Source organism: Rhizobacter sp. P2_G4 (genome assembly GCF_056403575.1).
The window spans coordinates 602,563-614,579 of record NZ_JBFUFG010000002.1; the positions used below are offsets into that span (position 1 = coordinate 602,563).

General features: G+C 65.8%; 14 protein-coding genes. 4 read left to right on the forward strand and 10 right to left on the reverse strand.

Going from position 1 to position 12,017, the window contains the following annotated elements:
* Position 1: 1 nt before the first annotated feature.
* A complete protein-coding gene (locus AC1DYS_RS09250; protein ID WP_477898251.1) occupies positions 2-805 on the reverse strand; it encodes a GntR family transcriptional regulator in 804 nt (267 codons plus the stop codon).
* A gap of 104 nt (positions 806-909) precedes the next feature.
* On the opposite strand from AC1DYS_RS09250, the gene uraH reads away from it, so the two are divergent.
* Positions 910-1,263, forward strand: coding sequence for a hydroxyisourate hydrolase (uraH, locus tag AC1DYS_RS09255; protein ID WP_477898253.1), 354 nt, complete (start codon positions 910-912; stop codon positions 1,261-1,263).
* A 52-nt stretch (positions 1,264-1,315) separates the two neighbouring features.
* Complete coding sequence (locus tag AC1DYS_RS09260; RefSeq protein ID WP_477898254.1) at positions 1,316-2,512, forward strand: urate hydroxylase PuuD; 1,197 nt, start codon at positions 1,316-1,318, stop codon at positions 2,510-2,512.
* Between the two features lie 12 nt (positions 2,513-2,524).
* Here the strand turns inward: AC1DYS_RS09260 and AC1DYS_RS09265 are convergent, their stop codons facing one another.
* Together AC1DYS_RS09265 and murB are read right to left on the reverse strand one after the other, a co-directional pair.
* Positions 2,525-3,394 (reverse strand): glycine-rich domain-containing protein, encoded by an 870-nt coding sequence (locus tag AC1DYS_RS09265; protein ID WP_477898255.1) that lies wholly within the window; start codon positions 3,392-3,394, stop codon positions 2,525-2,527.
* Positions 3,395-3,407: 13 nt separating this feature from the next.
* Positions 3,408-4,424 carry a UDP-N-acetylmuramate dehydrogenase gene (gene murB / locus AC1DYS_RS09270; protein ID WP_477898257.1) on the reverse strand — a complete coding sequence of 339 codons (1,017 nt, stop codon included), beginning with the start codon at positions 4,422-4,424 and terminating at the stop codon, positions 3,408-3,410.
* Between the two features lie 113 nt (positions 4,425-4,537).
* Between murB and AC1DYS_RS09275 the strand changes: the two genes are divergently transcribed.
* Together AC1DYS_RS09275 and AC1DYS_RS09280 are read left to right on the forward strand one after the other, a co-directional pair.
* The gene (locus AC1DYS_RS09275) at positions 4,538-5,026 is read left to right on the forward strand and encodes a YajQ family cyclic di-GMP-binding protein (protein ID WP_477898259.1); all 489 of its coding nucleotides are present in this window, start codon (positions 4,538-4,540) and stop codon (positions 5,024-5,026) included.
* Positions 5,027-5,029: 3 nt separating this feature from the next.
* Positions 5,030-5,662: a retropepsin-like aspartic protease family protein gene (locus AC1DYS_RS09280; protein WP_477898261.1), complete on the forward strand. Its 633-nt coding sequence runs from the start codon at positions 5,030-5,032 to the stop codon at positions 5,660-5,662.
* Between the two features lie 15 nt (positions 5,663-5,677).
* Here the strand turns inward: AC1DYS_RS09280 and AC1DYS_RS09285 are convergent, their stop codons facing one another.
* From AC1DYS_RS09285 to AC1DYS_RS09315, 7 genes are all read right to left on the reverse strand, one after another.
* Complete coding sequence (locus AC1DYS_RS09285; protein WP_477898263.1) at positions 5,678-5,923, reverse strand: hypothetical protein; 246 nt, start codon at positions 5,921-5,923, stop codon at positions 5,678-5,680.
* Between the two features lie 114 nt (positions 5,924-6,037).
* On the reverse strand, positions 6,038-6,814 hold the full coding sequence (gene xth / locus AC1DYS_RS09290) for an exodeoxyribonuclease III (protein ID WP_477898265.1): 777 nt from the start codon (positions 6,812-6,814) through the stop codon (positions 6,038-6,040).
* Positions 6,815-6,946: 132 nt separating this feature from the next.
* Entirely contained in the window at positions 6,947-7,792 is an 846-nt protein-coding gene (locus AC1DYS_RS09295; protein ID WP_477898267.1) for a ParB N-terminal domain-containing protein, read from the reverse strand.
* Between the two features lie 56 nt (positions 7,793-7,848).
* Entirely contained in the window at positions 7,849-8,529 is a 681-nt protein-coding gene (locus tag AC1DYS_RS09300) for a DUF2894 domain-containing protein (protein ID WP_477898269.1), read from the reverse strand.
* Positions 8,530-8,551: 22 nt separating this feature from the next.
* Positions 8,552-9,199, reverse strand: a complete 648-nt coding sequence (locus AC1DYS_RS09305) for an OmpA family protein (RefSeq protein WP_477899601.1) — start codon at positions 9,197-9,199, stop codon at positions 8,552-8,554.
* Positions 9,196-11,289, reverse strand: coding sequence for a DUF802 domain-containing protein (locus tag AC1DYS_RS09310; RefSeq protein WP_477898271.1), 2,094 nt, complete (start codon positions 11,287-11,289; stop codon positions 9,196-9,198). The genes AC1DYS_RS09305 and AC1DYS_RS09310 overlap by 4 nt, the downstream gene beginning before the upstream one ends.
* Complete coding sequence (locus AC1DYS_RS09315) at positions 11,286-11,987, reverse strand: DUF3348 family protein (RefSeq protein ID WP_477898273.1); 702 nt, start codon at positions 11,985-11,987, stop codon at positions 11,286-11,288. The genes AC1DYS_RS09310 and AC1DYS_RS09315 overlap by 4 nt, the downstream gene beginning before the upstream one ends.
* Positions 11,988-12,017 lie beyond the last annotated feature (30 nt).

Here is a 12,017-nt window from a genome sequence, read left to right on the forward strand (position 1 = left end):
TTCAACTTTCTGGCCGCAACACCGTTTCGAGGTCAGGGACCCGCGGGTTCAGTCTCAGGTTGCGCTCGACGTTGTGCAAGTGGCTTTCCATCAGCTTGACGGCGGCACGGGCGTCGCGCTTCTCGAGCGCGTCGACGATGGCCACGTGCTCGGCAAACGAATGCTCGGCCGAATGGGCGGATTGGTACATCAGGGAAATGAGCGAGCTGCGCGACACCAGTTCTCGCAAGATGTCGGCCAGTGCCTCGTTGTCGAGCATGCGGGCCAGCACCACGTGGAAGTCGGCCAGCAGCCGCGTGCGGCCCGGCACGTCGGTGCGCTGCACGGCGGCCTGCTCGTCGCGCAGATGAGCGCGCAGGTCGCCCAACTGCTGCGCGGTGAGCTCGGTCGCTGCGCGTTTGATCATGGCGCTCTCGAGCATGCGGCGCACCTCGAAGACCTGCCGCGCCTCTTCGACGCTGGGCTGCGCCACACGCGCGCCGCGGGCTTGCTCCAGCGTCACCAGCTTGTCTCGGCTCAACTGGTGCAGGGCCTGCCGCACGATGGTGCGCGACACCTTGAAAATGTCTGCGATCTTCTGCTCGGCGAGCTTGGTGCCAGGCATCAACCGGCGCTCAACGATGGCAGCGGTGATCGACTCGGCAATGCGGTGGGTGGTGCTCAGCAGCTGGGTGTCGTCGGCTGCGGCTGCCGTGCGCGGAACTTGCTTCTTGCTTGCACCCGAGTGTGCGCCCCTGTCCGCCGGCTGAATGGCGCGCAGGGCGTTGGCTGGGGCAGCGGCAGATTTGGCAGCAGGGCGGGGCATGGGGCAGCAAGAGCTCGCGAAATTGTCATCCGACGGCTTGCAAACTGTATACACTTTTGCGCGTCTTGCAACCCATTTTGCAACCCCATCCTAAGGCAGACACCATGGGCAAACTCACCACGCACGTGCTCGACACCATGAACGGCTGCCCCGCCTCCGGCATGCGGGTGGCGCTTTACCGGGTCGAAGCAGGCCAGGCCACGCTCATCAAGCAGCTCACGCTGAACGACGACGGCCGTGCCGACGCGCCCCTGCTCGACGATGCAACGTTCACTGTCGGTACCTACCGGCTGCTGTTCGAGGTGGCAGCCTACTTCCGCGGGCGCGGTGTTGTCTTGCCCGAGCCGCCGTTTGTCGATGTGGTGCCGATCGACTTCGGCCTGTCCAACGCGCAGCAGCACTATCACGTGCCACTGCTCGCAAGCCCTTGGGCCTATTCCACCTACCGCGGCAGCTGAGAAAACTCAGCGGCTGAACGCGGCCTGAACTGTATACAAAGGAACTCCGCGGATGGACGCGTACCTGCTCGACTGGCTCAACCTGCTGCTGCGATGGGCGCACGTCGTCACCGGCATTGCATGGATCGGCGCGTCGTTCTACTTCGTCGCGCTCGACAACGGGCTCACGCCGCCGCAAGACGAGAAGGAGCGCGACAAGGGCATCGGCGGCGAGATGTGGGCGGTGCACGGCGGCGGCTTCTATCACCAGCAGAAGTACCCCGTGTCACCGGCCACGCTGCCCGAGAAGCTGCACTGGTCGATGTGGGAAAGCTACTCCACCTGGCTCACCGGCTTTGCGCTGTTCACGGTGCTCTACCTCTTCAACGCAAGCACGTTCCTGATCGACAAGAACGTTCACGACTGGTCGCCGGCTGCGGCCGTCGCCACCTCGCTCGGCTTCTTCGTTGCCTTCTGGGCCATCTACGACGGCATCTGCCGGGTGTTCGGCCAGCGCAAGAACGGCGACATGATCGTCGGCGCGCTGGTGTTCGTGTTCATCGTCTTCGCGTCCTGGCTCTCGTGCCACCTGTTCGCCGGGCGCGCTGCCTTCCTGCTCGTGGGCGCCATGATCGCCACGACCATGAGCGGCAACGTGCTGATGGTCATCATCCCCGGCCAGCGCAAGGTGGTGGCGGCCCTGCGCGCGGGCCAGCCGGTCGACCCGGTCTACGGCAAGCGCGGCAAGCAGCGCAGTGTGCACAACACCTACTTCACGCTGCCGGTGATCTTGGCGATGCTGAGCAACCACTACGGCTTCCTGTACAGCGGGCCGAACAACTGGGTGGTGCTGGTGATGCTGATGCTGTCGGGCGCGCTGATCCGGCAGTCGTTCGTGCTGCGGCACCGGGCGCTCGCCACCGGACAGCCGGTACCGTGGGCCTACGCGATCGTGGGTGTGGTGCTGCTGGCTGGCGTGGTCGGCGCGGCCATGCCCACGGCCTTGCCTGCAGCATCCGCGACCAGCGCAGCACCCACGTTCGCGCAGGTCCGGCAGGTGGTGACGCAGCGCTGCGTGCTGTGCCACAACGAGCAGATGGCCAGCAAAGGCATCCAGCTCGACACGCCCGAGCTGCTGCTGCGAAATGCGCAGGCGGCTTATCAGCAGGCGGCGGTGCTCAAGGTCATGCCGATGAACAACGCGACGCAGATGACCCCGGCGGAGCGTGAACTGTTGAAGCGGTGGTTCGAGGCCGGCGCGGCGCACTGAGCGCGCCGGCGTTCAGTCTCCGCCGCCTCCGCAACTGCTCCCGCCGCCGTCGCTGCTGCCTCCATCGCTGCTACTGCCGTCGCTCGACCATGAGCCGAAGCCGCTGTTGCTGCTGGATGACTCCGAGCCGCCGATGCTGCTGAAGTCTCCACTGAACGAATCGCTGGAAAAGTCGGTGCCGCAATAGCTGCCGCTGCTGTCGCCGCCTCGGGCGTTCTTGGCATCGATGTCGCGGCAATTGGGCACATACGTGAAGCCGTTGGCGATGCCCAGCTTGCCGTCGAGCGCAAACAGCAACGGCAATCGTGTCGGGTTGCGCGGCTGGATCGACTCGTCGCGGCAGGCCCAGTACCAGGCGCGGCGCAGGCCGTCGTTGCCCTGGGCGCGCGGGCCCAGTGCCTCGGCTGGCGTGTGGTGCAGAAACCAGCCCAGCGTCAGCTCGCACCAGTCGTTGTAGGCACGGGTGTGCAGGATGAACTCGTGCCACATCGCATCAACGGCCTTCGAAGGCATTGCGACGAACTGCTTCTTGCTGCGCAGGCACGCGAGGAAGAACTGGCGCAGGCCGCGCTCGACGAGATCGCAGTCCTTGCCGCTCAGCTGCGGGTAGGTTTCGCGCAGCTTGCGCTTGAGGAACTGCGGCAGCGGTGCTTCGCGCACCGCCACCTCGCGCTGCCAGCGTGCCCAGAGGCGCAGCATCACCACGCCGAAGCTGAGCACCACGAGGCTCATGACGGCGATGGACCGCAGGTGCCACAGGCGAAACACGGCGCCGCCGATGCCGACCGCCCACGCGACGATCAGCAGTTTGGTGAAGTTGCCGGTGTTGCGCAGCAACTGCTGCTTCCACGACATCGCGCCTAGCCGCAGGACGGCGCTCATGCGGCGTGCGTGCTCATACGACGACGGGCTCGGGCTCCAGGCGAATGCCGAAGCGCCCGTACACGCTCTCCTGGATCGCCAGTGCCAGCGTCATCACCTCGGACCCGATCGCACCGCCGCGATTGATCAGCACCAGCGCCTGCTTCTCGTACACGCCGGCGCGGCCCACGGTCTTGCCCTTCCAGCCACAGGCGTCGATCATCCAGCCGGCCGCGAGCTTCATGCTGCCGTCGGGCATCGGGTAGTGAACGATCTCAGGGTCGCGGCCGATGATGTCGCGGCACTGCTCGGGCGTGACCACCGGGTTCTTGAAGAAGCTGCCGGCGTTGCCCACCATGGCTGGATCGGGCAGCTTGGCGCGCCGGATGGCGCAGACCCAGTCGAACACCTGCTGTGCATCGGGCGTGAAGATGCCGGTCTCGGCCATCTTGCGTTCGATCTCCAGGTAGCCGAGCACCGGTTGCCACGGCTTGGGCAACCGATACCGCACCCGGGTGATGACCACGCGGCCGGCCAGCGAACGCTTGAATTCGCTGTCGCGGTAGCCGAAGGCGCACAGCTCGCTGCCCAGCGTGACGGTGCGGCCGGTGACCAGGTCCACCGCATCGAGCGACTCGAAGCGGTCTTTCAGTTCGATGCCATAGGCGCCGATGTTCTGCACCGGCGAAGCGCCCACGGTGCCGGGGATGAGCGCCATGTTCTCCAGGCCGGGGTGGCCTTGCGCCAGCGTCCAGGCGACGAACTCGTGCCAGTTCTCGCCGGCACCGGCCTCGACGATCCACGCGTCCGGGCGTTCTTCGACCAGGCGGCGGCCCATCACCTCGACCTTCAGCACCACCTGCGGCATGTCGCGCGTGAGGATGATGTTGCTGCCGCCACCCAGCACGAACTTGGCCGAGCGCCCCAGCTGCGGGTGGTCGACTACGCGGCGCACGTCGGCGTCGCTCGCGATGCGCACCAGCGTTTGCGCCACGGCCGGAAGACCGAAGCTGTTATAGGGTTTCAAGCTGACGCCCGATTCGATTTGCATGGCAGAATTTTCGCTGATCCGCACCAAGCCCCCAAGACGTCTTTACGCGCCCCCACAGGTGAGAAGTCATTGGCTTGGCGACGGCCCGTGCCAACGACTCGAGAACACCTTTCATGCCCAGCTTCGACGCCGTGTTAGACCCCAACCTGGTTGAAGTGCGCAACGCCGTCGACCAGACCGCCAAGGAAATCGGCACCCGTTTCGACTTCAAGGGCTCGTCTGCGCGCGTCGACCTGAAGGAAAAAGACCTCACGGTCTACGCCGACAGCGACTTCCAGATCAGCCAGGTGCTCGACATCTTGCTGGCCAAGATGACCAAGCGCAATGTCGACATCCGCTTTCTCGACCGCACAGCCAAGATCGAGAAGATCGGCGGCGACAAGGTCAAGCAGCTGATCACCGTCAAGAGCGGCATCGACAGCGACACCGCCAAGAAGATCCAGAACCTCATCAAGCAGAGCAAGATGAAGGTGCAGGCCGCGATCCAGGGCGATTCGGTCCGCGTGACCGGCGGCAAGCGAGACGACCTGCAGGCCGCGATGGCGCTCATCCGCGAGGAAGTGCCCGACGCGCCTTTGTCCTTCGACAACTTCAGAGACTAGGCCGTGCGCGCCGCTGCGCTGCTGCTGTGGCTCCTGGCCACGGCAGTGCATGCGCAAACCGTGTCGATGAGCGGCCGTCTCGGCGACCGCGCCTTGTTGATGATCGACGGCAGCCCACGCACCGTGGCGGTAGGCAGCACCGTGCAGGGCGTCAAGCTGATCAGCGTGACGGCCGACGGCTCGGTGGTCGAACTCGGCGGCAAGCGCGTCGCGCTGCCGATGGGCGGCGCGCAGGTCAACCTGGGTGGCGGCAACAGCGAAGGCGGTGGCTCGCGCATCGTGCTCACCGCCGGCCCGGGCGGCCACTTCGTCACTGGCGGGTCGATCAACGGCAAAGCGGTGGAGTTCGTGGTCGACACGGGGGCCACATCCGTGTCGATGAGCCAGGTCGACGCCGAGCGCATCGGCCTCAAGTACCGCGACGGTCAGCGTGGCATGGCCAACACGGCGAACGGCCAGGTGCCGGTGCACCGCGTGATGCTGACGTCGGTGCGCGTGGGCGACGTGCAGGTCTACAACGTCGAAGCGCTGGTCATCCCGGCTCAGATGCCGTTTGTGCTGCTGGGCAACAGCTTCCTCACGCGCTTCCAGATGAAGCGTGAGAACGACATCATGACGCTGGAACGGCGCCCCTGACGGGCGCGTTGCCGATCAAGCGCTTCGGCGCTCTTCTCCGCGTGGTACGGCGGCCAGGTGCGCCAGGCGGCGTTCGGTGCCGATGAACCGGACGCGCTGAGCGCGTCGTTCGTCGATGGGCACGAGCACCAGGCTCGGAGCACTTTGCATCGAGTGCGCGAGCGAGCGTGGCTTGCTGCGGATCGATGCAACGCCTTCGACCAGCGCGAGGAAGATCGTGAGGCAGGCGCCCATCACGGAGATGATGAAGAGTATGGCCAAGGTGGTTCTCCAGTGACCTTGGCTTCGGCGGCTGGCACCGACTCTTGAGGGCCGGCCGCCTCAGCGAGTGCCGAATCGGCACAAACGCACGCAGGCAGCTCGCGCCTCAGCCACTCAAGCCAGCTGCACCCACACCGGCGCGTGGTCGCTGGCCTTCTCTTTTCCGCGTGCATCGCGGTCGACTTCGGCTGCCTTGAGGCGTTTGGCCAGGTCCGGCGTCAGCAGAAGGTGGTCGATGCGGAAGCCCGCGTTGCGCTGCCAGCGCTGGCGCATGTAGTCCCAGAAGGTGTACATCGGCTTGTCTGGGTGGAGCGTGCGGATGGAATCCGTCCAGCCCTGCTCAAGCATGCGGAAATACGCAGCGCGGCTCTCGGGCTGGGTCAGCGCGTCTTTTTTCCACGAAGCCGGGGAATAGATGTCGGCGACCTCGTCGGTGGGGATCACGTTGTAGTCGCCGCACAGCACGGTGGGTTTGCCTTCCTTCAGCAGTTCGGCCGAATGGGCGATGAGGCGGTCGAACCACTTGAGCTTGTAGTCGAACTTGGGGCCGGGCTGGGGGTTGCCGTTGGGCAGGTAGATGCAGCCAATCACGATGCCGTTGACCTCGGCCTCGATGTAGCGGCTGTGCGAGTCGTCGGGGTCGCCGGGCAGGCCGCGGCGGCGCTCCACAGGCTCGCTGCCCTTGGTCAGGATGGCCACGCCGTTGAACGACTTCTGCCCATGCCAGATGGCGCCGTAGCCCGCTTCGCGGATGGCGTCGACGGGAAAGGTGGCGTCAGGCGTCTTCAGCTCCTGCAGACAAGCCACGTCGGGCGACGATTCGGCCAGCCATTCCAGCAGGCGCGGCAGGCGGGCGCCGATGCCGTTGACGTTGTAGGTGGCGATTTTCATGGTTGGGGTAACTCGTTGAAAACTATCGACCTGGTTGCTGACTGCTCAAGCGCAGAGCCGCGTCATGAGCCGCTGGCACATTGTGGCGCGGCTCGCGGTCTCGTCCCGATCTGACCTTGGTGGCAACCTTGCCTAGAACGGCGAGGAGGCGTCTGCGGCCTGTTCGGCGCTGCTTTCGCGCGCCTGGAGCAGCTCTTCCAACCCTGCCACCTGCCGGCGCAGCACCTCGTTCTCTGCGGTGAGGGCAGCAACACGTTGCTGCAAAGACTCCACGGTGGCCTTCGGCTCGTCAGCCTCTTGCGACGCGGCGGCGGACTCGCTGCGTGGCTTGCGCTTGGCTTCGCGCGCGCGCTTGGCGGCCTGCTTCAGTTCGTCCTTGCCGGCGGCGGCCGCTGCGACCTGCTCCTCGGCGGGCAAGCTCGCCACCGCGGCTGCGGCGTTGATCGAGATCGTGCCGGCCTTCACGGCCGCCACGAGTTCGGGCGCTGCCTGCTTCTGGATCTTTTCGATCAGCACGACCTGGTTGCTGCTGAGGCGTGCGGCCTTGGCGAGGGCTTCTCGGGTGTCGAATGGTGCCGAAGTCTGCGCGGTTCCGGCGCTCGCATCAGGCACCTGCGCGGCCGGCTCTGCCGGTGCCGTGGCTTTGCGGGCGCGCCGCTCGGCCACGATCTCCCGCTTGCGCAGGGCGAGCACACCGCGCTGGAAGTCGGAGATGCTGCGCCGGCCCAGGTGCTGGTCGATCATCCACAGGTGCACGTCTTCAATGGACTGGAAGCGCGTGTTCTGCACCGTCTGGAAGGGCAGGCCGTGCTTGCGGCAGATGCCGTAGCGGTTGTGGCCGTCGACGAGTACGTCACCCCACAGCACGAGCGCGTCGCGGCAGCCTTCGGCCAGGATACTGCGCTCTAGGGCTTCGCATTCGTCCTGCGTCAACGGGTCGATGTAGGCTTTGAGGTCTTCGTTGACGACGATGTCCATGGGTCCGGTTCAAGAATGCAAAAGGGCGCGCATTGTAGGGAGGGGCGGCCCGGAGGTTATGGGCTGCCTTGCCCTGACTTGTTTCGCGGGGGCTTGCGTTTCGCGTCGCCTTCGCTGGGCGCGGCGTTTGCCGGTGCCAGCGCGTTGCCGGAGTTCACCTGTTCGAGGCAGTGCAGGGCATCGACATAGGTCATGAACCGTTGCAGATACGCCGGTGAGACCTCACGCATCAGCTCGAGCGATCGAAGCACGAGCAGCTGAGAGTTGAGCGGGCCCGCATTCTTCGGAAGCTCGGCCAATGAGTGGGTCAGCTGTCGATCGACGTTGAGCTTGGACCAGGTGCTTCTGAAATACCCGAGGGCTTTCAGTTCGCCCCTTGGCTCGACATTGGCAGCGAGGTCAGGGGACGAGCCGCCACCTTCCTTCTCCGACGAATGAAGGGCGACCAGTCGCACGAGCTCGGTCAGAGGGCTTGGGCGGGAGGCTTCCGCGTCGGCGTCGACTCGACGGCTGTCGCCGGCCTCCGATGAGGCCTTTTCATGCTGTTCGACAAAGGCCGCCAGCACCGTTGCCAGCTTGTCATCCAGCACGCGTCTCGCCGCGCCTTCACGAGCGGCCGCGCGCCGGGCCAGGGCCTCGATGAAGCGGAAGCGGACGGGGTCGAACGCTTGCGCGCCCCGCTCGCGCAAGTCGGCGAGCGTTCGACCGGGATCGACGCCATCGATCACCTCGGACACCGGTGAGCCGGGTTCGCCGGTCTCACTGAGCGGGCTTCGGCGTCCCATTCGAAGATCTCGGCACAGGGGCCATTTCCACGCGCCGGTTCCGGGACCGTCCGGTGGCATCGTCGTTCGACGCCACCGGCTGCTCGGGCCCGAACGCTGCCGCAAAGGTGGACGAAGACGGTATGCCTTCGTCGATCAGCGCCCGCGTCACTGTCAAGGCCCGTTGGGCCGACAGTTCCCAGTTGTCGACGAATTGCCGGTTGCTGTCGCGAACCGGCCGGTCGTCGGTGAAGCCGCTGACCATCAGCAGTTCATCACGTGCGGAGAGGTAGACCGCCAGCGGCCCTGCTAGGCTCTTCAGCAGCTGCCGGCCCTCGGGCTGCAGCTGATCCGAGTTCAACGAGAACAGCACGCTGCCGCTGATCCCGATGCGCCCGTTGCTCAGCGTCACGCGGCCGGATGCTAGTGGGCCCGCCAAGGCCTTTTCCAGCGAGAGGCGCCGCTGCTCTTCGGCCTGGCGCTTCTTGACCTCGGTGTCCAGGTTGGTCGCGAGTTCCAGCTGCACGCCCAGCACGCAGACCAGCATCAGCACGAAGGCGCCTAGCAAGCCGGACATCAGGTCGCCGAACACGGCCCAGACCGGCGCGGTCTCTTCCATGCCGGTGTCGATGTCTTCCATCAGCTGGCCTCGCCGGCAAGCGCCGCCTGTCGGCTGGAGAGCTGCTGCAACTCCTCGACGATCTGCTTCTGCGACGAGATGCTCAGGTCGATGATCTCCCTTGCCTGCGCCACGTAGTAGCCCAGCTGCTCATCGCTGCGCGCCGCCGACTTGTCGAGCGAGCCTTCGATGCGCGCCAGCGTGGCGATCAGCGCATCGCTCGACTCGCTGAACTGCTGCACGCCGAAGCCGAAGGCTTCACCCAGGCTGGCCACCTCGACGGCACTGCCGGTCACTTCTGCGGCCACGGCCGTCAGCCGATCGGATTCCGCTTCGATCTTCTCGGTGAACTGAGTGCTGACCTGCTTCAGCAGCGCCGCCGATGAAGCGACCAGCGCGTCGATCGACCCGCGTTGTTCGGTGGCGGCGTGCTGTATGGCGTCGAGCAGCGTCCGCAGCGTTTCCATGATGCGATGGCGTTCTTCCAGCAGCTGGTTGTCCTGCACCATGCTGTCGGAGAGCTTCTCGCGCAGCTGGCCGATCACTTCGGCCGCGACCCGTGGTGCTTCAGCGGCGGTTTGCGTCAGCTGGGCGATCTCGGTGATCGTGTTCCTGGCATGCGCCTCGGCTTGCGCGTGGATGTCGCGGGCAGTGCGTTCCAGCGTCTCGCAGATCTGGGCTTGTTGCGCGACGGTTTGCTCGCCGGCCTGCTGCCAGCTGTGCTGGAGCGATGCCGCCATCGATTCCAGCGACTGGGCCAGCGCTGCTTGCCGCTGCTGGTCGCTGGCGGCCAGGTCTGCCTGCAAGGCGACATGGGCCTTCTCGACCGTGGCCATGAGCGCCGCCGGCTGCTGCTCGCTCGCCTGCACCAGCGACGTCAGCGACTTCTGCAGTGCGCTGGACAGGTTGTCGCTGGTGTGCTGGTGCTGCGCGAGCGCATCGCGCCAGGTTTGCGTCAGCGCGGCCTGGCCGGTCGATTGGGCTGCCTCCACCGACGTCAGTAGCTTGGCCGAGCGCTGTTCGAAGGTCTCGGCAAAGTTTTGCAGCGACCCGTCCAAGCGCTGGATCAGCTCGTCGCTGCTGTGCTCGTGGCGGGTGAGCGCGCTCGTCCACACTTTCTCCATGGCCGAGACGCTGTCGCCGTGGCGTGCGGACAAACCTTCCAGCTGCATCGTGACCGTGCCGGCGATTCGTTCGTGCAGCGCCGTGGTCTCGCGTGCGATGCCCGCCATCGTCGCCTGGGCCGCGGGCTCGATCGCCGCACCGGCGACGCGTGCCACCGTCGCCAGGCTTTCCTTGAGGGATTTGTCGACCGACGAAGCCAGGTCCGCATAGACCGTCGTGGTGTTGCGGAAGAAGGCTTCCTGGCTCGCGAGCAAGCGGTCGTTCAGCGCCTGGCTCTGCCGCTCGCTGTGCGCCATCATCGCCTGCAGCTGCGCCACCACTTCGGGGATGACGAGGGATTGGGACTGCAGGGTCTTGAACGTTTCCTTGCGCAGGTGCGCGAGGGAGAAGGCATGCAGGTTTGTCGCAATGCGCGTGTCCAGAACCTGCAGGGTCTGCAGCCTCTCGCGGCGACACACGGCCGATATCAGGCCCAGCATGGCAGACGCGGCCACCCCGGCGACGGAGGTGCCGAACGCCAGCCCCAGGCCCTTGACAGGGGCGCTCAATGCCGCGCGAATCGTGGGCAGATCGGTCGTGCTCTCGAGCGCCAACACCGCACCGTCCAGCGTGACCACCATGCCGAGAAAGGTTCCCAGCATCCCCAGCAGCACGAGCAGGCCCACGAGATAGGGCGTCATCACCGGGCCAGGCAAGCCGGCGCGTTCGCCTTCGATGCGCTGGCGCACCGCGTTTCGCAAGGCTGGTGGCACCTTGTCGAGCCAGTCCGCCAGGTTCGAAAGGCCTTCCGGAATGGCCGTCAACGCCTTGGCCAATGTGGTCGTGGCCTGGTGGAAGCGACGCAACTCGAGCGCGCCCATCAGGTAGAACGCGCCGATGAGCGCCGTCATCGTCAGCGCCAGCGGATTCGAGCGGATGTACCCCAAGCCTACCCAGCACACGGCGGCCAGGCCCACGCAGAACGCCGCCACACCCAGTTTCTTGTTCATTGCTGCCTCGTGATCTCGTGGCCCATGGCTTCCATCATTCCTTCGACGGGCTGCAATCGAATGTCCAGCTCTGCCAGCAGCAGGTGTTGCACGTTTCTCCGGTACGCGGGCCACGGCTCGGGATGCGATTTGCGCAGGTGCTCGAATCGTCTTTCGAGCAACGGGGGCACGTGCGAAAGCAGGTGGCGTTCACGCACGGCCAGGGCCTCGTCCAAGGCGGCATCCAGTGCCGCGAGCCGGCTGAGGGCTGCCGACTGCTTCGACATAGCTGCCCGCACGTTGGCGCGCAGCGGGCCGATGCGCTCGGCCATCGCGCGTTGATGCGCAAGGTACTGGCGCCAGCAAGCTGGAAGGTCCATTGCGCTCTCTGCAGCTGGTTCGGGTGACGTCGACGATTTCATGCTTGCTTTGTCGACCCTGAACAGGTCATCCGTGGTGATTGACTTGACCAGGTCCGCGCGTACGCGGGTGAACTCGTCAAAGGCGGCGCCGGCCGCAGAGGGCGCGCCGGCCGGGATAGGCGGCGAGACGGGCGCACTGGCGCCATTCAACGCCGCCGAGAGGGAGATGGCATCGGACCAGTCCAGCCACAGGCTCAATCGTTCTGCGAAGCTCTGCTTGGATTCGGCAACTTCGCCGGAAGCCATCTCCGTGAGCAGGCGAACGAACGTCGAACTGATGAAACGAGTGCGCGGCATTCTGTGCGCCATACCCTGCAACTGAGCGCT

What these genes read in the sequence shown, in the direction of transcription:
- AC1DYS_RS09250 (WP_477898251.1), bottom strand. Translation starts at nt 805, where the DNA reads ATGCCCCGCCCTGCTGCCAAATCTGCCGCTGCCCCAGCCAACGCCCTG.
- uraH (WP_477898253.1), top strand. Translation starts at nt 910, where the DNA reads ATGGGCAAACTCACCACGCACGTGCTCGACACCATGAACGGCTGCCCC.
- AC1DYS_RS09260 (WP_477898254.1), top strand. Translation starts at nt 1,316, where the DNA reads ATGGACGCGTACCTGCTCGACTGGCTCAACCTGCTGCTGCGATGGGCG.
- AC1DYS_RS09265 (WP_477898255.1), bottom strand. Translation starts at nt 3,394, where the DNA reads ATGAGCGCCGTCCTGCGGCTAGGCGCGATGTCGTGGAAGCAGCAGTTG.
- murB (WP_477898257.1), bottom strand. Translation starts at nt 4,424, where the DNA reads ATGCAAATCGAATCGGGCGTCAGCTTGAAACCCTATAACAGCTTCGGT.
- AC1DYS_RS09275 (WP_477898259.1), top strand. Translation starts at nt 4,538, where the DNA reads ATGCCCAGCTTCGACGCCGTGTTAGACCCCAACCTGGTTGAAGTGCGC.
- xth (WP_477898265.1), bottom strand. Translation starts at nt 6,814, where the DNA reads ATGAAAATCGCCACCTACAACGTCAACGGCATCGGCGCCCGCCTGCCG.
- AC1DYS_RS09295 (WP_477898267.1), bottom strand. Translation starts at nt 7,792, where the DNA reads ATGGACATCGTCGTCAACGAAGACCTCAAAGCCTACATCGACCCGTTG.
- AC1DYS_RS09310 (WP_477898271.1), bottom strand. Translation starts at nt 11,289, where the DNA reads ATGAACAAGAAACTGGGTGTGGCGGCGTTCTGCGTGGGCCTGGCCGCC.
- AC1DYS_RS09315 (WP_477898273.1), bottom strand. Translation starts at nt 11,987, where the DNA reads ATGCCGCGCACTCGTTTCATCAGTTCGACGTTCGTTCGCCTGCTCACG.